This window comes from Acinetobacter sp. SH024 (assembly GCF_000163635.1).
GTDB lineage: Bacteria > Pseudomonadota > Gammaproteobacteria > Pseudomonadales > Moraxellaceae > Acinetobacter > Acinetobacter pittii.
Genome location: NZ_GG753605.1, coordinates 42,386 through 62,615, shown reverse-complemented (window position 1 = coordinate 62,615; position 20,230 = coordinate 42,386). Strand labels below are relative to the sequence as shown.

Here is a 20,230-nt window from a genome sequence, read left to right as displayed (position 1 = left end):
TCTCGCTCCAGCTGTTCAATGTGTACCTAATTGATTATGAACTACACATCAATCAAGCATGCAAACATCGCATAGCCATCAATAACCATGGGTGGGCCTGCACGATGAGCACGAAAACCCGCAGCACGTAATAACCGCTCTACCCCCAGAGGAGAGGTGGTAATGAGTTGTTTTGCGCCTTGTTCCCTTGCAAAGTTGATAGATTCTTGCAGAATTGCAATAGAGACGGGCGATGACACAGCTTGACTAGCTGAAGATGGCGGATTTGAGAAATCTACTGCTGAGAATCTTGATAACTCCCAAATTTCTGGTGAGCAAGGAATAGGCATTCCATTAAGTAATTGAGGAAATATCTCACCAAGTAAATAAGGTTGAGTAGTTGGTAGTAATCTGGCACAACCAATAATATTAGATTCTCTATCTTGAGCGACGACATAGGCGGTATCGACTTTGTCAAACTGATCTAGTTCTTCATTATTAGGACAGTTCAACTCCCAACCTAAATATTCAACAAATACCCTATAGCGGTAATTTTTAAATTTAGTATATAGGCCTTCTGAAAAATTATTTTGAAATCCAGCAATAACATTCATTACAAGTGCTTCCACTTATTTTTCAAGTGACTTTACTTAACAGGTGAGGAAGCGGTAACTGTAAGAATTTACAGGTTTCTAAGAGAAATATGGAGTTAATTTAGCCATTGTTTGGGTTGTATTGATTTGAGCATAAATGAACTGTTCCCAGAACAAAGTATCGATTTTCTTTTCAATTAGTGTTTCAGTAACTTCAAATCCAATATCTGTACCAGATACATCAACAAGCATAATATTGCTTCGAGGCAGTCCAATTCTTTTTATACTCGTGATGCCATTGTACTCAATGAATTCCCAATCCCATCCCGTACTTAAAGCTGGGGTCAGTGATGTTGCCCATTCAGTAAAACCATAATAGAGAATTTGAGAATCTTCAATTTGTGTTGATTCAACAATAGATATGAGGTGTTGGAGCGGATAGTTCATGAGCTGGTTTTCATTCATTCGAATAAAACCATCTGCTGATATTGAGAAATGAGGGGGGATGGTGACCATGCTACCTGTTCAAGTGACTTGAATTGGGGTTCAATGGATAAATAACATAAATTATTGCCAATAAAATACTGTTATGTTTAACAGGTTAAATGTAATTGTATGGCATACACCGTTAAGCTGTTCTTACTAGATAGTTATTCAGCCTTTAAGGCTTACTTATGAAAAAACGAGAATTTTGTAGTTTTAATATGCAAACTGCCTTTTAAAAAATGCTAAGTAGATTGGTGTTGTTATAGATTTTTTAGTGTACATCAAGTCTCATTGTTAAAATAATAATCCTAAGCAAGGTGAGTTGTAATGTAATTGCTTGATTTATTAAATTATTAAAGGTGTATTTAGTTTCTTTACATAATAATTAGTAAAATTATACCGGCTAGATAGTTGATAGAAAATATTGTTTAATTAAATTAATGAAAACTGAATATTAATAATAATTAATAGATCTTCTGATCTTTTTTAAAATACTTATTTTTTGGAATAAAATGCATCCTGTAAAATTTAATTTTTCAAGCATAATCCGCACATGGAATATAACAACCTTAGAGGCTCTCATAAATTTAGTTTGGCTGAATAATTTACGACCATATCTGGCTTAAAAGAGTTGTTAATTAGATGATGAATTCAAAATCTGAAATTGAGAAATCAGATAAATAAAATTAGGTATCTAAAAGCGTTGTTGAAATAAAGGTAAACGAAGAGACCTGCGCTTCAATTGGATTGTTTGAATTCACAATATGCAACTGAACAAAAAATGATTTGTGAATGGAGTCTAATGAGAGTAAATGGAAAATTGGCAAGAGGATTTATTATCAGAATTTCTGATCGTAAAAAATGAATACCAGCTGTTTGAGATCGTTAAATCTACAGCTTCAAAGCTTGGATTTGATTATTGTGCTTATGGTATGCAGTCGCCATTATCTATTGCTGAACCAAAAACGATTATGTTGAATAATTATCCAGAAGCATGGCAAAAGCGTTATTTGGAACAGCATTATGTGAAGATAGATCCAACTGTGCAGCATTGTATGGTATCACTTCAACCTCTTGTCTGGTCGAGCCAATCTGCAAAGACACAAGAAGAAAAAGATTTCTGGGAGGAGGCGCGCTCTTATGGCCTTAATGTCGGTTGGGCTCAATCAAGCCGTGACTTTATTGGAACCAGAGGGATGTTAACACTCGCAAGATCCAGTGACCAATTGTCGGAAAAAGAGCAAAAGGCACAATATACAAATATGTATTGGTTGTCTCAAACAGTACATTCCAGCATTGCTAAAGTTGTAAATGAGATGGAATTCGCTCAGTTTAATCTTTATTTAACGAACCGAGAAAAAGAGGCACTGCGTTGGACTGCTGAAGGTAAAACGTCAGCAGAAATTGCCCAGATTCTAGGGGTGACTGAAAGAACAGTAAATTTTCACCTCGGAAATTCAATGCAGAAGTTAAATGTGAATAATAAAATTTCAGCAGCTATCCGAGCTGTGATGTTAGGACTTTTATAAAGTATACGTATAAATAATACATCTGAATAAAGTAAATGCTTGTAATATTTATATTTTAAATCAATCATTACTATAGCTTATTATAAAAGCTATTTATCTGAGTTTTATTTTAAAATTAAACCGAATGGGAAAATTTAGTTCTATATTATTTTGTTATTCATGATCTTATATGAAAGTCAAAGTTAATTATATTGATTTGTAAAATTATATATTGTTTGTAAGAAATTATAATGTTGAAGTGTGATTTATTTTTAAATGAATAATATAGGTGGATTGTTAATCTATACTTAAATGGCTTATTGCTATAAGAAATTAAATCTCAAAAAATCAAAAACTAAAATATCAATAAAAGAATTATACGAGCTAAGAATTCGCTTATGGATTGAAAGCTTTTAGATACTTGTTTAATACTAAAAAAGTAAAGATAAAAATGAATTTAATTTTTAATCTAATTGCAAAAATAAAAAATAGAAATGAGTAAGACAATTTATAAAAGGTGTCCAGCTTCTCGATTTTTATAAATATAGACCAACCTGTAAGCACTTACAGGTGTAATAAATGGCACCCACACATAAAATATAATGTGAATTTATATTTTAAACAAAAAGTATATTCATTTTTATTAAAAGCCCCGACGAGAAATGTAATTTCTAAATTAGCGAATTTTAAGGGTGCATTATAATTAATCGGAGTAAGTTATGGCTGTAATGGATACGGATAATATCATTGCAACATTGGAATCCCACGCAAATTTAAATGGAAGTAAGGTTGCTTTCGAGTATTTAGGGCGTCAATCGGGTGGTATTCAGTCTCTTACGTATAAAGATTTGAACGCTCGGGTTCAACATCAAGCTCAGGTATTAATGAATCTTGTAGACAGTGGTGATCGCGCTGTGTTGCTGTTTGAGCCTGGGTTGGACTTTATCGTATCGTTCTTTGCTTGCCTAAAAGCTAAAATTATCGCGGTACCCGTCAGCCTACCGTTTAATCGTAATGGTTTTTCTAATATTTTGAATATTATGAATGACTGTGAGCCAAAGATCGTACTCACAACCAAAAAGATTCTTGAGCTATCAGGTCTGATCACATTAAAAGCTCAAAATGAAAGCTTAATATTACATGCCGTTGATGCTGAGCTACAGCGTGATTTGGTACAAAAAGATTTCCCGCTCATTACTGAAGAAGATATCTGCTTCCTGCAATACACTTCGGGATCAACAGGTTGGCCTAAAGGGGTAATTGTTACCCATAAGAATATTATGGCAAATGAAGTCATGATTGCTGAAGCTTTTGGCACACAACCTGAAGATATTGGCCTTACCTGGCTACCTGTTTACCACGATATGGGGTTGATTGGTTCAGTTTTGCAAACTGTGTATGTGGGCCTGACTTGCTATGTCATGTCACCGCTAGACTTCATTCGTAAGCCTCTAAAATGGCTGCAATTTATCAGTGAAAAAGGTGTCACGATTACTGGTGGACCAAACTTTGCTTATGAATTATGTCTGCACCGCATCTCTGATGAGCAGGCTGCATCACTTGATCTGAGTCGTTTACGTGTGCTGTTTAATGGTGCTGAGCCGATCAAAGCTCACGTCATGCAACGTTTCATGGAAAAGTTCAATACCCAGTCGGAACTGAGACTAGATACTTTCTTGCCATGCTATGGATTGGCAGAGGTTACGCTTTTAGTTAGTGGTGTGACTGGTCCTCTCAATGCAATTTCAATCGATCGTGACAAGTTAAATGCCAATCTAATACAGGCCAGTCAAGATCCGACCGCCGTGCAAGTGGTGAGCTGTGGCAAGATCTCGGCACATATTGATTGCCGTATTGTCAATCCGCATACCCGTGAAGAAGTAGCGGCTCATGAAGTTGGTGAAATCTGGCTAGCAGGTGAGAGCGTTACAGCAGGTTACTGGCAGAAGCCAGAGGTCAATCAGGAAACTTTTGCGGCGACTATCATTGATGACGCGGGTCAGCCGAGTCAAGTGCACTACTTGAGAACGGGTGATATGGGTTTTGTCAAAGACGGAGACCTATATGTAACTGGCCGCCTTAAGGATGTGATTATCATCCGTGGCAAGAACTATTACCCGCAAGATATCGAGTGCTCTGTTGAAATGGCACATCCTGCTGTTCGTAAAGGCTGTGTTGCAGCAGTGAATGTTGCTGATTCTGAGGGAGTTACGGTTGTACTTGAGATCAAGAAGAAATCACTAGACAAGACTCTCAATTTTGAAGCCATTAGAACTCAGGTCAAGGAACAAGTGACAGCTGATATTGGCTTACCTGTAGAAGGTGTCTATTTACTGCATCAAGGCCGAATTAACAAAACTACTAGCGGCAAAATTAGAAGAAGAAAAATTAAAGAACAGATCGAACGCGGTCAACTGGTCTGTTTAACCCATCCAAACCGTAGAACGGTGATTGCTCGAAACTATGTCAAAAACGGCTTAGAAGTCATCCGTGATCGTGAGCAGCGGGGGCAGCTGATTCGTTATAGCTCCAATCTTCTCAACTCAATGATCAAGGAACGTGAAGTACGCACGCTGATTTTTAATCGTCTGAAAAGTGCTTTGTTTTAACCCTTACCCTTTAATCATTTGAGTGAAAATCCATGTCACTTACATCCAATTTGCGGCAGTTTCAGTCTGCTGCTCGTCTGGAGCAAATTTTAGGCTCCGTACATGATAACAACAACGATTTTTCTTGGTCCGCTGCCATCGAGCGTGATGAGAAGGAGCAATATCCTCAACGTGCTGTTGATTTTCTGAATGCGGTGGGTATGAACCGTTTCTATGTGCCTTCAGAGCTCGGAGGTCGTATGGAAATTGGTGAAGAGTTGCTATATCTGCATCGCGTGTTGGCACGACGAGATCTAACTATCAATTCGACCTATAGCACGAATGCTTGGTCTGTGATCGTATGGATCGGCGGTAATGCGAATCAATGCCAAAACATTGCTAGCCGAATTTTAAGTGGTGCTGCTCCAGCATTGGCTTATAGCGAGAAAGCGCATGGTGCTGACCTACTATCTAGTGAAGTGACAGCACAGCCTGCCGAGAGTAAATACATCTTAAATGGAGAAAAATGGTCAATCAACCGCGCCACTTTAGGAGACTCTTTAAGCCTGATCGCTAAAACATCGAACGATCGTGGACCACGTAGTTTGAGCGCATTCTGGCTTGATAAGCGTCATATGGCTTCTAAAGGAACATATAGTTTGAACCGCCTGCCAACAGTGGGTATGCGTGGTTTAGATATTAGTGGTATTGGCTTTAACAACGCTGAAATTCACAAAGATGCTTTGATCGGTGAAGAGGGCCAAGGGTTGGAACTTGGACTCAAAACCCTACAGGTAACGCGTGCATATTGCAGTAGTTTCTCGCTGGGGGCTGGCGATACGATGCTACGAATCGCGACCGAGTTTGCTATCGAACGCGAGTTATATAACAAAAAAGTAATAAGCATTCCATTAGTGCGTGAGCAACTTGCTACAGCCTATGCCTATCTATTAGCAGCGGAGGTGTTATCACTCGTTGGCGCGCGCGGATTACACGTTTGTATTAATCAGTTCAGTACATGGTCGCCAATCGTCAAGGTACTGGTGCCTGAGTATGTAGAGTCACTTGCCAAGATCACTTCTTCAGTGCTTGGGTCACGTTTCTTCTTAAGAAATGCATATGCAGATGGAATGTACCAGAAAGCATTCAGAGACCATCTGATTGTTAGTGTGTTTGACGGAAGTAGCACCGTTTGTCTAGACAGTCTGAGTTTCCAGCTCAAATCTGCCAATAAAGGTCGTAGCAAAAAAGCCGACCATCTCAACCAAGTTGAAGCTAAAGCACGCTATCGCCAGTTGTATGACTTACAAGTGGAGACAGACGCTATTGATTTCCGTGGGCTTGAGATTTTCAACCGAGATGGCGATTTGGTGTTGGAGTCACTGGAGACAATCATTGAAATGCTCAACGATGCCGAAGCCACAGTAGGGTTATCTACTGAAATGCTATCTACGCTACGTGAGCATGCAGATCGGCTTCTCGTTGAACAGCGTACATTAGATCAAAAAATTCAGAATTACTTTTCAAGCTCTGAGGAAAGCAAAGAGTTTGAAACGTTGCGTTTTAGTCTCGCTCGAGGCTACGCCGAGCTATTTGCCCGCATTGCTGTGCTGGGTTTCTGGGTCTTTAACCGTCATGGCTTAAGGACTGCTTTAAAGGATGGAGCATGGTTGATCATTTTCCTAAATGCTGCTGAAGGGCAGACATCTCCTCCTATTACGTCATTACGTGAAAGCACATTAGCAGATTTGCTAGACCGAATTTCAACCAACCACATGTTATCTGTTATCGATTTCGCATTGGCACCGCGTGATGCCAAACCAGTTAAAGAGGAGATTACCCCATGAATAAGGATAAAGTTTACTGGAGCGCGATCATTCGTACGCTAGTAGCTAAAGAGATGCGTGTAGAGCCTGAGACGATTGATCCAGAGCAAAAATTTACCAGTTATGGTCTTGATTCGATCGTTGCTTTGTCTGTGTCTGGGGACTTAGAAGATCTGACAAAACTGGAACTTGAGCCGACACTGCTATGGGATTACCCAACAATCAATGCATTGGCTGAATATCTGGTTTCTGAGTTGCAACAGGGAGTTGCTTCATGAATAACATTGCGAGCCTAGAACCAAAAATTCTGTCGCGTCATGCGATTTCTGCAGAACAACTTGGTATTTGGTATATCCAGCGTCTTGAGCCAACTTGCAGTGCCTACAATATGGTGGTGGCTTTTGATGTGAAGGTCAACCAGCCATTAGGCAATAAGCCGATGGAGATTTTGGAAGCAGTGTTACATGATTATCCGTTACTACGTGTAAGCATGCCTGCCAATGATCAGGGTATCGAGCAAATCATTTGGGATCGTGTATATCCTAATATCATTCTCTCTGATGCTCGTCATGTTGAAGCTTCTGATTTGACGAAATTAGTCGAACAGGATACCAAGCAACCATTTGACCTGACTCAGCCACCGTTGTGGCGTATCCATTGTTATGAGCGTGGTCAGAATCACTATGTGATTGCAGTTGTGATTCATCATGCCTTAATGGATTTCTGGTCGATTGGTCTATTGCTGCGTGATGTCTGCAAGCGTTTTGGACTGGTAACAGAGTCAAATGTAGTGAACGGAATCGAGTTCGCTCAATATGCAGATAAGCAGAAGAGCAACGTGATCGGTGATGCTGATGAAAGCTTACTGTTTTGGAAAAATGCGTTAAAGCATGCTCCACATGTGCATAGCATTCCACTTGATTATCCACGTCCAGCTGTGCAACAACATAAAGGTAGCTCGGTAATTTTCCGTGTACCTGAGTCAGTATCGTCTGGTCTTGTAAACTTGGCGAAAGATTATGAAATTACCTTGTTCGGTCTTGTATTATCGGGCTTCTATATCCTGCTGAACAAACTATCGAATGAAAATAATCTAGTCGTTGCCACAGCAGTAGCAGGTCGACTTGAACGCTCTTTGCGCAATGCACTAGGACAGTTTGTCAATACAATTGCTCTTAACATAGACATCGATGCTGATCAGACTTTACGTCAATTTACACAGCAGGTGCAGGAACAATTAAAACAGAGTCTTAAACATCAAAAAGTTGCTTTTTCCAGAGTGGTTGAAGCTGTTTCACCAAAGCGTGATGGCAGTATCAACCCATTGGCTCAAGTTGGAATGTTTTGGGAGCGTCTAGGTGGTTTGGATGAGTTTAAAGAATTACTCTTACCAATCCAGAATCCAGCTACTTTAGCTGGTCAAGACTTGACGCTAGGAAGCTTTCCAGTCCGCCAACAAGAAGGCCAACTAGATATTATGCTAGAAATGGGCGGTGAATATCAGGGTGAACTGGTTGGTGTACTGAAATATAACTCTGAAATATTTTCTGCGGAGTCTGCCGAGAATATGGTGCAACTACTGCAAGTTGTACTATCGGAAATGGTGGCTCATCCTGAACGTAAGATCGTTGAGTTAGATATCGCACCTGATTATGCGAATGGCATTCAGCTAGGCTATCTATCTGGTCAGGTGACTGATTATCCTCGACATGATCTACTGGGAATGATTCTGAAGCAGATCGATGAGCGTGGTGACAATCATGCTATGACTTCTAGAGATCATGCTGTCAGCTATCATGAGTTAGGTCAGCATATTGCTGGGATTGCTGAATATTTACGTGCACATGGTATTACCAATGGGGATCGTGTAGGTCTGATGGTAGACCGCACTGTGCTATTGCCCGCGGCAGTCCTCGGAATCTGGGCGGCAGGAGCAGCATATGTACCGTTGGATCCTAGTTTCCCAAGAGAACGTCTGCATAACATCGTAGAAGATGCTGAACCTAAAGTCATCTTGACCCAAACTGACTTGATGGATGCTCTTACAGTCTCTGTACCACGTCTAGATATCAATCAAGCTGGTGTTATTCCCCTTGAGCAAGTACGTGAGACGCTTGCCTTTGGTGATACCGCTTATGTGATGTACACCTCAGGTTCGACAGGTAAGCCTAAAGGCGTGCGTATTGGGCATCCTTCAATAGCTAATTTCTTGTTGTCTGTGAACGATAGGCTTCACGCAACTGCTGATATGCAGTTATTAGCGATCACTACTTATGCGTTTGATATTTCTGTTGTTGAACTATTGATTCCACTGATGTACGGCGGTGTGGTGCATGTGTGCCCACGTGAGATATCTCTAGATGGTAACCTGCTGGTTGAGTATATGCAGGCGAAGTCGATCAATGTTATGCAGGCAACGCCGTCCTCTTGGAAAATGCTCTTGGACAGTGAGTGGAAAGGTATCCCACATCTAACTGCACTTAGCGGAGGCGAAGCGCTAGATCCTGTACTCGCAGAAAAACTACTGAGCAAAGTCAGCTGCCTTTGGAATGTCTATGGCCCGACCGAGACAACTGTGTGGTCCAGTGCAGCCCACATCACCGATGCCAAATATATTGATTTAGGCGAACCAATGGCGAACACCCAGCTTTATGTTCTTGACGAACAGCAGCGATTGGTTCCACGAGGCGTTATGGGAGAGCTCTGGATTGGAGGCGAGGGTCTTGCAGTCGATTACTGGCATCGACCTGAGTTGACAGATGCACAATTTAGAACTTTACCATCCCTACCAAATGCTGGTCGACTCTATCGCACCGGAGATAAAGTCTGTCTGCGAATGGATGGACGTTTGACTCATCATGGACGTTTGGATTTTCAGGTCAAAATCCGTGGATTCCGTATTGAGCTAGGCGAAATCGAGAATGTTCTCAAACAGATCGATGGTATTACAGATGCAGTAGTCTTGGTTAAGACCACAGCCGACAATGATCAGAAGCTGGTGGCTTATGTGACCGGACATGACATTGAAATGGCTGGTCTAAAAAAGACTCTGCAAATCCATCTTCCGGCTTATATGGTGCCAAGTACGTTTATCCGATTGGATGAGTTTCCAATGACGGCTAACAATAAGTTAGATCGTAAAGCATTCCCTGAGCCAGTGTTTGAGCAGAACAACGATTATGTTGCTCCACGCGATTCGATCGAAATCGAGTTATGTACTACCTTTGAGCAGATTTTGTCAGTCAAGCGAGTTGGTATACATGATGATTTCTTTGAATTAGGTGGGCATTCATTACTGGCTGTGAAACTTGTCAATCATCTCAAGAAGGTATTTGGTACCGAATTATCAGTTACTTTACTTGCACAGTACTCAACTGTTGAGAGTTTGGGGGAGATCATCCGTGAAAATAAAGAAATCAAACCTTCAATCGTAATCGAACTGCGCCGCGGAACTTATGAACAGCCGCTATGGCTCTTCCATCCGATTGGTGGCAGTACCTTCTGTTATATGGAACTCTCGCGTCATCTCAACCCGAACCGTACTTTACGTGCTATTCAATCTCCGGGTCTGATTGAAGCAGATGCTGCTGAAGTAGCGATTGAAGAAATGGCGACACTCTATATTGCTGAAATGCAAAAAATGCAGCCTCAAGGGCCTTATTTCCTCGGTGGTTGGTGTTTTGGCGGTGCGATTGCATACGAGATCAGTCGTCAGTTGCGTCAAATGGGACAACAGGTCACAGGGATTGTCATGATCGATACACGTGCTCCAATTCCAGAGAATGTGCCTGAAGATGCTGATGATGCCATGCTTTTGTCTTGGTTTGCTCGTGATTTGGCTGTGCCTTATGGCAAAAAGCTGACGATATCAGCGCAATACTTGCGTGAATTGAGTCCAGATCACATGTTTGATCATGTGCTTAAAGAAGCTAAGGCCATCAATGTCATACCTCTGGATGCTAACCCATCAGATTTCCGACTTTACTTTGATACCTATTTGGCTAATGGCGTCGCACTTCAAACCTATTTCCCAGAGCCTGAAGATTTTCCGATCCTCTTGGTTAAAGCCAAAGATGAGTCTGAAGATTTTGGGGAAAGTCTCGGCTGGGATCATTTGATCAAAGATACGCTTACACAAGTGGATCTACCTGGTGACCATTCATCGATTATGTTCGCTGAGAACGTTGCGGCTGTGGCCAAAGCAATTGATCAGATGTACCCAATTCCTGCATAAGAAATACAAGAAGGTAGAACCACTATGGTGACCATAGAACATGCTTTCCTTATACCGGCCGAGATTGATAAGGTTTTTAAATATCTTGCAAACCCGGGCAATGATGCAAGCTGGCAATTGTCATGTAAGCATTCAGAGCTACTAGACACTACTCCGCGTGTGGGCAGCAAGTATGAACTTAATTTGAGCTTTGCTAGTCGTGAGTTGGCCTTTAAAGGTGAAATTACACATCTGGTACCGAACGAATTGTACGCCTTCCAAGTGTTAGAAGGACCGTTTTATTATAAAGGTACTTATCGCTTCAAACCGCATCCAGAAGGTACATGGATTGAATGGTTGTTTGAGGCAGAGCCGGGCGGCTTTTTTGGTGTATTTCCTAATGCACTGCTAAAAAAAATGGTTCTTGCCCAGTTCAAGAAAGATCTTGCTAATCTTCAGGCGCTAGCTCAGAAGGGTGGAACCTATGAGGCTGTGAGTACGCAAACGCAAGAGATTGAAGAGCCATTGGTAGAAGTCAAAAAACCATTGCAGGAGATAGAAGAACCATCGCCAGAGATCAAAAAACCATTGAAGGAGATCAAAGAATCATCGCAAGAGATCGAAAAACCAGTTCAAAAGACTCATCTAGTGATGGAGCAATATGCGCGATGGATTCTTAGCCATCGCCGTATTGTACTGACGGTGGTCATGCTTTTGACGATTGCCTTGGCATACCTTGCATCTGGTGTAAAAATTATTATTGATCCAGGCGCACTTGCACCGAATGGGCATCCTTATATCACCTCGACCAAGCTGATCGAAAAAAAATTCGGCTCCAAGTATATGGTTGTGATCGGTATTACACCGAAGCAAGGTGATATTTATCAGCCGCAAGTGTTGGAAAAAGTCAAACGAATTACCGAAGAAGTGGACAACGCCCCCGGCGTTGTTCGATCAACTATGATGAGTTTGGCTGCACGTCAAGCGAAAGGGATCATGGCTAATTCGGAAGGGTTTGATGCCAAAAAATTATTGCCGACCAGTTCAGTCACTCAGGATGATATCGATCAACTGAAAAAAGTGTTGGCAATGAATCCAACTTATATGAATTCAGTGGTGTCTAAAGATCAAAGAACTGCTGCAATTTTGCTTGAGCTTGAGGAAAGTCCAGAGGGCTTCCAGAAGATGATGGCTCCGATCAACAAAATTGTAGAAAGCGAACAATCTAAAGATATGACGCTCAGTGTCGGCGGTAATCCTGTCTATCTGGATAAAGCTGAAGATTACTCTAAGCGTATCAATATTTTGTTCCCGATTGCCGTATTGGTGATTGGATTGTTGCACTTTGAAGCATTCCGCAGTAAGCAGGGCTTGATTCTGCCACTCGTTACAGCTTTGTTGGCTGTGGCATGGGGTATGGGCATGATGGGGCTGTTCAAACAGCCGATGGATATCTTTAACTCGCCTACACCAATTTTGATTCTGGCTATTGCAGCAGGGCATGCCGTGCAGTTGCTCAAACGCTACTATGAAGATTTTGATCGTCTGATTGCTCAAGGGATGGAACCTAAAGCTGCCAATAGCGAAGCTGTGGTGCAGTCTTTAGTTCGTGTTGGTCCAGTTATGGTGCTGGCTGGCGGAATTGCGGCGGCTGGATTCTTCTCTCTGTTGACCTTCAATATTCCGACTATTCGTTCATTCGGTATTTTTACTGGAATCGGGATCATCAGTACGCTGATCATTGAGATGACTTTTATTCCAGCACTACGCTCAATGTTGCCACCGCCTTCGGTTACGAAGGTCAAACGCAAAGGGCTACCGATCTGGGATTGGATTCCAAATCGTATTGGCGATGCCATTTTGTCAGTTCGTCCACGAATGATATTAATGACTGCAATTGCGACAATTGGTGTCTTTCTTGCGATCGGCACGAGCCGTATTGTGGTAGATAACGATAGTCGGAATTTCTTCTCTCGTGACCTACCGATGCAGCAGGATGACAGGTTCTTGAATCAGTCACTTGGTGGCACAAACAGCCTTTATATTATGGTCGATACGAAGGTCCGTGACGGTATTGAAAACCCAGAGATCCTAAAAGCGATTGATAATACAGAGAAGTTCGCGAATTCAATTCCAGAGGTTGGTAAAACAATCTCTATCGTGGACTATATCAAAAGGATGAATCAGGCAATGAATGCCGATCAGCCACAGGCATTTCAGGTTCCTGCAACCAAAGATGTTGTTGCTCAATATCTGCTGTTGTATTCAATGTCTGGTGAGCCGACTGATTTTGAATCCTACATTGATACTACTCAGCGCTATGCCAAGATCACGATTCTTATGAAAACGGGTAGCAACCACCGTATCAAAGAAATCCTTGAATCGCTAAAAACGTATATGGCGGCTCAATTGGGGGACAAGGCTGTAGTGAGTTTTGGTGGTGACGTGACGCAAACCATTGCTTTGACTGAAACAATGGTTCACGGCAAGCTTATGAACATTCTACAAATTTCATTTGCCGTATTCTTTATTTCAGCACTGGTCTTCCGTTCGATTTCAGCTGGACTGATTGTTCTGACACCACTTTTGTTCTCAATTCTTGCCATCTTTGGTGTGATGGGCTGGCTCGACATTCCGCTCAATATTCCAAACTCCCTTATCTCGGCCATGGCTGTAGGTATTGGTGCGGATTACGCAATTTATTTCCTCTATCGTTTGCGTGAAATCTTGCGCGAAGAAGGTGGAGATATCAAAGATGCTATTCGTAAAACATTAAGTACTGCTGGTAAAGCTTCTCTTTTTGTCGCGACTGCGGTCGCTGGCGGGTATGGCGTATTGTCGTTGTCCCAAGGCTTCCACGTACATCAATGGCTGGCGATGTTTATTGTGATTGCGATGCTATTCAGTGTGTTTGCAACCTTAATTATGGTACCTACAATGATTCTAATATTAAAACCTCGTTTCATCTTTTCCTCAAATAAGAAGAGCATCCCTGTTGCACAAACTGTCGTGACAAGCCTTTTGTTGGGTACTGCGCTCACCTTTTCATTACCTAAAACATCTCATGCAGATGAAGTTCAAGACATTGTTAATCGTAGTGATGATGCCTCTAAATTTCTGACCTCAAGTGCTAGTGCCAAATTTATTTTGACTTCTAAAAATGGTGAGCAACGTGTGCGCTTGACTAAAAATATGACCAAGCTTGCTGGAAATACTCAGAACAATATGCGTTTGACCGAGTTCATCTCGCCTGCAGATGTACAGGGAACCACGACGCTATTGATTGAGAACTCAAAAGGCAGTGATAGCATGTTTGTCTATTTGCCTGCATTGAAAAAAGTACGTCGTCTTGCCTCAGCGAATAAGGGGGATGCTTTTATTGGTACGGACTTTAGTTATGGTGATGTACTTGGCTATAAGCTAAGTGACTGGAAGTACACCAAACTTGCAGATAGCAAATTTAATGGCAAAGATTGCTACATGATCGAAGCAACGCCAATTAATAATACGGTGAAGAGTGACTTTGGTTATAGCAAACGTCGCATGTGCATTCTCAAAGACAACTTTGTTACAGCAACCATTGATATATGGGACACAGCAGGCAAACCGTTAAAGCATATTGAGTTCACGGATATCCGTCCTTATGGCAAAGTGAAACCAAGATGGCAAGCCATGAAATCTATGGCGAAGAATCTGCAAACTCAGCATATGACACAAGTGATCGTTAATGATTTTGTCGCAGAGAAAACTTTATCCGATAAGATTTTCTCACCGCAGAGTCTTGAAAAATGACGCAAGGTGCCTATTGGGTATTTGCATGCTGCAGTAGCTTTATGCTGCTGCAGCATGCTTATGCAGATGACAGCGAAATGAGTTTTGTAAGCCAGAACTCAGCCAGACTCGATGTCTGGTCATCAGATCGTGATTTAAGTTCGTTAAAAAACATTGGGCAAGCAAGTTTCTGGTCCAATGGTACGCTCAAGTTTAACCCTGAGTTTAAGATCCATTACGACATAAATATTGGAGACGAAACGAACCATACTGTAAACCCAGATCAGGTGAGTAAGGTGAATCGCAACTTACGTGAGTTGTACGCCTCTTACAACTGGGACCAGACCGTCTATGTCGATGTTGGTCGTCAGATTGTCGTGTGGGGGAGAGCTGATGGGATTAATCCAACAGATAATCTATCGCCCCGTGACTATACGCGCCTAGTACCAGATGAGACAGATCAACGTCTTGGAAATGATGCACTTAAATTGACATATATTCCTGAATCTGGAACTAATAAATGGACTGCATTGTGGTATCCGCGTAGTCGTTCAGATGTGATTCCATTGCGTCAGATTGCTGGTGTTCAATATGACATAGACCGTAAGAGCCGACCTGCATTTGCAGTGCGCTGGGATTATTCTGTAGATGGCTTAGATGTTGGTGCATCATATTTCTCGGGTTTGGACCATATGCCCGATCTGTCACTGCAGTCGTTATCTCCAACAGGAGCAACTTTACAACTGAAAAATAATCCTATGACCGTCTATGGATTTGATTTCAGTTATAACTATAACGATATCGTATGGCGAGGTGAAGCAGCCTATACCCACACTGATTCAGAAGGTAGTGAAGATCTTACGCACAAAAAAAATAATCTGACTGTAGTCATCGGTCCAGAATTAGCATTGAAGAATTCCACCGTGAGTTTAGTAGGTGTCTATAAACATACGGAGGACTTAAGATCTGCCGATAGTCTAACAAATCCATTATTGAGAGAAGTTTACCGTTATCAGCAAACCATCAGTAACCAATATGAGCGTGATCAATATGGAGCTATGCTGCGCTATGCACTTAACCTCCTGAATGACAATCTAAAGTTAGAAGTAACAGGTTTCTACTTTGCACCAGAGCCCAATGAGATGTTGAGAGTTCGTATTAATTACAACCTTAATGATCACTGGCAATTGAATGCAGGTGGTGATCGGTTCTGGGGCAGAAATGATACGGTGTTAGGACAATTTAGAGATAACAGTCTGGTATATGTCCAGGTTCGATATAACTTTTAAGATAATTCGCTCCAAAACAATGCTGGAGTTTGCAGTCCCTAATTAAGGTGATTTATGAATAATTTAAATAATGCAAAAAAAGATAATTTTTCACGGAAGACCATATTAGTAACAGGTGCAGCAGGTTTTATTGGCAGTAGATTGATCGTTGAACTTCTACGAGATGGTCATCAGGTGGTTGCCGCACTGCGTAATGCGGCAACTAAGAAAGAAAAGCTATTAGGTTTCATTGCAACACAAGGGCTGACAGATCCATCTATTTCTTTTGTTGAATATGATTTAAGTCATGACTTTAAGTTGGACTCTCTACTAACGGATACTCAAAAAAAGATCCATGTTGTTTATCATCTTGCAGCATCATTTAATTGGGGCATTAGCAAAGCTGAAGCTCAGCGTACGAATGTTAAATCAGGACTTGCTCTGATTGAATGGGCTGCGACATTGAAGCAGCTTGAGCGATTTATCTGGATTGGTGGATATCGAGTCGCTACTCCACCGCAAGAGTCTGCTGATGATTTGTATTATAAATATGGTGGTTACGAAGCTTCGAAAATTTTAGGGCATCAGGCTTTTATTGAGACATGTAAGCGTTTAAATGTGCCATGGACCGCAATAAATCCGGCGACAGTCATTGATGGTTTTTATACTTATGGTGATATGCAATATATTGGTATTGCCGAAATGATTGATAAGTTATATCAAGGACGTCTGCTGGCGCTGCCTGGAGGGAGTGATACATTCCTGCCACTGTGCAATATGCAATATATCGTGAGCTTTCTCATCCGAACGATATCTTTTCCTGAGACTATTGCTCAAGAGTATGTGTTACTTGATCCTGCGACACCTAAATGTCATCGTCTAGTTCACCTAGCTGCCGAGCACTTAGGGGTTAGCGCACCACATTTGCAAATACCTAAAGTTCTGCTCGAGAAATTACCCGAGGTATTGCTTGGTGGCTCAAAAGAGCAGCTCGCTTTCATTTCTAATGAAAACTATCATGTCACTGAAACAGAAAAGATAGCTGTTAAGATGGGTATCGCAGACCTAATCAATACCAGTCCTTATTTTTCTCGTTGGATTGATCGTCTGGTCCTTACACGTTTTGGTCGTATGCAAGCTCCAACGCCTAACTGTTTCAGCTATCAGAATCGATATTGGATAGAAATCTATACTAAACAACCAGTTGGTTCAGAAAAATCTTCTGCATTATTTTTACACGGTATTCCATTCGATAGCACATGTTGGCTCCCAATAATTAATAAAATCACCTATGATCAGGTCGCTATGATGGACCTACCTGGACTTGGGCGTTCAGGTAGTTACGAGGTGATGGAAGATAACAATCATCAGTTTATTGATAATGCTGCAAAGCTTTTAGCACCAAATAGTGTTGTTATTGCTCACTCGTTAGGATGTTTATTTGCATTGAGTCTTGCACAGAAATATCCAAATAAAGTTGCACGTCTTATCCTTATATCGCCTTATTTCGTGCAGGCACAGGCCGCAAAAATATTTCAAATACAAACGATCTCTAATCTAATTTTCCGTTTTGTATCGAAAGATAAAATTGCTAAAAATCTGCATCCAGATGGACAAAAAAATCTATCTGTTGGTTATGCGATGGATTCATTACACCGGGTGTCGGTAGCCAAGCATATTAGTGAGTATATGCATCGTATTAGTTTGCCTCAGCAGAGAGTATCTCAAACAGCTTTGTTAAACGAGCTTGGCTCTAAAGTTGAAATCATTGTTGGAGAGAAGGATCCAATTGTTACTACAATAAGTCCTAATATTCCTGTACATATCATTGCTGGCGCAGGCCATAATCCGCACGTTACCCATGTAGAAGCGGTTTATGATTATCTCACACCAGTTCTAACCAAATATATCAGCACCACAGTACAGCTCAGTGATGTCTGATATTTCCAAAGTACAGGTTTATGTCTGCCCGGTTTCACGCGTGCCACAAAACCATCTCATATTGAGTCATTATCTCAGCTTTCTCAATGCGGCAGAAAAGTTGAGATATGATCAATATCATCCTCATGCTGCACGACTTTTCTTAATCTCTCGTGTCTTAACGAAGTCTGTTTTAGCAGATAAGTTGGGTATTTCACCCTATGAGGTCATCATTCAATTACAACCTAACGGCAAACCTTTTATACAAGGTAGTAAAGCTATTTATTTTAATCTTAGTCATTCAGCAGATGTTATTGTTCTTGCGATGACTGAAAAAGGAGAAATAGGAGTTGATGTTGAACGGCTGGACCGTGGGTTCGATTGGATGCGTGTCGATAGCGTCTTAGCGCCAAGTGAAATTGAATGGATTCAGGAAAATGAAAGGATTGATCCATCCAGTGTATATCAGCGTTTTTTTCAAATATGGACCTTAAAAGAATCCTATATTAAATGTACTGGCGAAGGAATGAGTCGTCATTTAAAGAAGCTCAACTTTCATGTGTTAGCTGAACATATAGATTTTCTCGATTCAACTCGTGATATTCAAAAGACAGAAGAATATTATTTCCAAAGCTATGTCTATGATCATAACTTTATCTTTTCAATCTGTTTACAGCAGCTTCTTGCCCAAGAAAGATTTGATCTGGATTGTTTTCAATTAGTGCCATGTATATCTACACATCGAATAACGCCAGTACCCTGCAAATATAACTAGATTAACTCGATACAATTACTTATTTAAAAATCTGAGTCTATTAATGAAATATTCGGCCTTGAGCTGAGCTATTCTCAGAATATACTGTGAATTGATAGAACGTAAAATCATCGACCAATAAAAAGAAAAAAGCCCCAGTCTTTCGACTAGGGCCTTTTAAATTTGGAGCGGGAAACGAGACTCGAACTCGCGACCCCAACCTTGGCAAGGTTATGCTCTACCAACTGAGCTATTCCCGCATATATAAGCAGTTTTTACTAAAACTTTCTCAAAAAAAACCAATTTGGAGCGGGAAACGAGACTCGAACTCGCGACCCCAACCTTGGCAAGGTTATGCTCTACCAACTGAGCTATTCCCGCGTGCCGCTTATAATACATTAAGCAAAACAAGGGTCAACAACTTTATGCAAATAATTATGCTGATTGCATAAAATAAAAACAGAAATGACCATTTAGCGGTATTTTTGTTGTTAAGTTGCCGAATAAATAGACATTTTGTTTGAAGTCAAAGCATACAAGAGCAACTTTTGTTTGTGTGTAGACAAGGTATACTAGGTTCAAATATACGAATAATCGTAAAAGGAAAAGCTATGAGCCTTGAACAACAGTTGATTGAACGGTTACAAACACTTGCACCTAGTCATTTGGAAGTGATCAATGAGTCTGCCGGGCACGGTGGTTATTTTCCAGGCAAGGAATCTCATTTTAAAGTGATTATAGTGAGCAACGAATTTAATGGATTGCGTTTAGTTCAACGTCATCAAAAAGTATACGCGTTAGCTTCTGATTTAATGAATCCAGGCCAAATTCATGCTTTAGCGATTCATGCTTATTTGCCAAGTGAGTGGCAAGGTCAAGCACCTGCTAGCCCAGAATGTGCACATGCACCTAAAAGCTAAGGGTTAATTTCATGGATGCACATTTACTCACTAAAATTATTCATATGACTGCGGTAGCTGCTGCACTTATGGTCTTTGTTTTACGCGCTTCAACTCTGTTTATAGGTGTTCAAGGTGAACAACCCAATCCAGCAGGGCGTAAAGTATTAGTTGCCTTACAACATTTGTCATTTACCGTGGTTTTCATTACGGGTGCAATTTTGTTAGTCATGAAAGACTTTCAAGTACAACCGTGGTTTTACGCTAAAATTATTCTATTTTTAGTGTTGTTATCTTCCTTGATGAAAGCCTTTAAAAAAGATGACACTCTTTTGTTGGCACAGCGCCGTGCAGGTTTAGTCATTAGTGCGATTGCATTTATTGCTATTATTATCTTAGTGATTGTGAAACCTGTTTTTGCTTAA

13 protein-coding genes and 2 tRNA genes are annotated in these 20,230 nt (G+C 41.1%); 11 read left to right on the top strand and 4 right to left on the bottom strand.

Translation table 11 applies throughout. The annotated features are described in order from the left end of the window. Nucleotides 1-41: 41 nt before the first annotated feature. Together abaI and HMPREF0013_RS22620 are read right to left on the bottom strand one after the other, a co-directional pair. Nucleotides 42-608, bottom strand: coding sequence for an acyl-homoserine-lactone synthase AbaI (abaI, locus tag HMPREF0013_RS22625; protein ID WP_005804777.1), 567 nt, complete (start codon nt 606-608; stop codon nt 42-44). Between the two features lie 63 nt (nt 609-671). Continuing rightward, nucleotides 672-1,088 (bottom strand): DUF4902 domain-containing protein, encoded by a 417-nt coding sequence (locus HMPREF0013_RS22620; RefSeq protein ID WP_005079551.1) that lies wholly within the window; start codon nt 1,086-1,088, stop codon nt 672-674. A 782-nt stretch (nt 1,089-1,870) separates the two neighbouring features. On the opposite strand from HMPREF0013_RS22620, the gene abaR reads away from it, so the two are divergent. The 9 genes from abaR (at nt 1,871) to HMPREF0013_RS22575 (ending at nt 18,927) form a co-directional block, all read left to right on the top strand. Beyond that, entirely contained in the window at nt 1,871-2,587 is a 717-nt protein-coding gene (gene abaR / locus HMPREF0013_RS22615) for a LuxR family transcriptional regulator AbaR (RefSeq protein WP_005804776.1), read from the top strand. Between the two features lie 698 nt (nt 2,588-3,285). Continuing rightward, on the top strand, nt 3,286-5,175 hold the full coding sequence (locus tag HMPREF0013_RS22610) for a fatty acyl-AMP ligase (RefSeq protein WP_005804775.1): 1,890 nt from the start codon (nt 3,286-3,288) through the stop codon (nt 5,173-5,175). Nucleotides 5,176-5,225: 50 nt separating this feature from the next. Then, entirely contained in the window at nt 5,226-7,001 is a 1,776-nt protein-coding gene (locus HMPREF0013_RS22605; protein WP_078210245.1) for an acyl-CoA dehydrogenase, read from the top strand. After that, entirely contained in the window at nt 6,998-7,258 is a 261-nt protein-coding gene (locus tag HMPREF0013_RS22600) for an acyl carrier protein (protein WP_002118032.1), read from the top strand. The genes HMPREF0013_RS22605 and HMPREF0013_RS22600 overlap by 4 nt, the downstream gene beginning before the upstream one ends. Beyond that, nucleotides 7,255-11,214 (top strand): non-ribosomal peptide synthetase, encoded by a 3,960-nt coding sequence (locus HMPREF0013_RS22595; protein ID WP_005804773.1) that lies wholly within the window; start codon nt 7,255-7,257, stop codon nt 11,212-11,214. The genes HMPREF0013_RS22600 and HMPREF0013_RS22595 overlap by 4 nt, the downstream gene beginning before the upstream one ends. Nucleotides 11,215-11,238: 24 nt before the next feature. Beyond that, nucleotides 11,239-14,985 (top strand): outer membrane lipoprotein-sorting protein, encoded by a 3,747-nt coding sequence (locus tag HMPREF0013_RS22590; RefSeq protein ID WP_005804772.1) that lies wholly within the window; start codon nt 11,239-11,241, stop codon nt 14,983-14,985. Beyond that, nucleotides 14,982-16,253, top strand: a complete 1,272-nt coding sequence (locus HMPREF0013_RS22585; RefSeq protein WP_005804771.1) for a DUF1302 family protein — start codon at nt 14,982-14,984, stop codon at nt 16,251-16,253. The genes HMPREF0013_RS22590 and HMPREF0013_RS22585 overlap by 4 nt, the downstream gene beginning before the upstream one ends. A 54-nt stretch (nt 16,254-16,307) precedes the next feature. Further along, nucleotides 16,308-18,173, top strand: a complete 1,866-nt coding sequence (locus HMPREF0013_RS22580) for an alpha/beta fold hydrolase (RefSeq protein ID WP_005804770.1) — start codon at nt 16,308-16,310, stop codon at nt 18,171-18,173. Next, complete coding sequence (locus HMPREF0013_RS22575; protein WP_017482317.1) at nt 18,166-18,927, top strand: 4'-phosphopantetheinyl transferase family protein; 762 nt, start codon at nt 18,166-18,168, stop codon at nt 18,925-18,927. Before HMPREF0013_RS22580 ends, HMPREF0013_RS22575 begins: the two co-directional genes overlap by 8 nt. A gap of 163 nt (nt 18,928-19,090) precedes the next feature. Here HMPREF0013_RS22575 and HMPREF0013_RS22570 read toward each other — a convergent pair. Together HMPREF0013_RS22570 and HMPREF0013_RS22565 are read right to left on the bottom strand one after the other, a co-directional pair. Next, nucleotides 19,091-19,166: transfer RNA gene (locus HMPREF0013_RS22570), tRNA-Gly, on the bottom strand. Between the two features lie 45 nt (nt 19,167-19,211). Continuing rightward, nucleotides 19,212-19,287: transfer RNA gene (locus tag HMPREF0013_RS22565), tRNA-Gly, on the bottom strand. 230 nt (nt 19,288-19,517) lie between these two features. Here HMPREF0013_RS22565 and HMPREF0013_RS22560 point away from each other — a divergent pair. Together HMPREF0013_RS22560 and HMPREF0013_RS22555 are read left to right on the top strand one after the other, a co-directional pair. Continuing rightward, the gene (locus tag HMPREF0013_RS22560; RefSeq protein WP_005804768.1) at nt 19,518-19,826 is read left to right on the top strand and encodes a BolA family protein; all 309 of its coding nucleotides are present in this window, start codon (nt 19,518-19,520) and stop codon (nt 19,824-19,826) included. 11 nt (nt 19,827-19,837) lie between these two features. Then, nucleotides 19,838-20,230 carry a SirB2 family protein gene (locus HMPREF0013_RS22555; protein WP_005071964.1) on the top strand — a complete coding sequence of 131 codons (393 nt, stop codon included), beginning with the start codon at nt 19,838-19,840 and terminating at the stop codon, nt 20,228-20,230.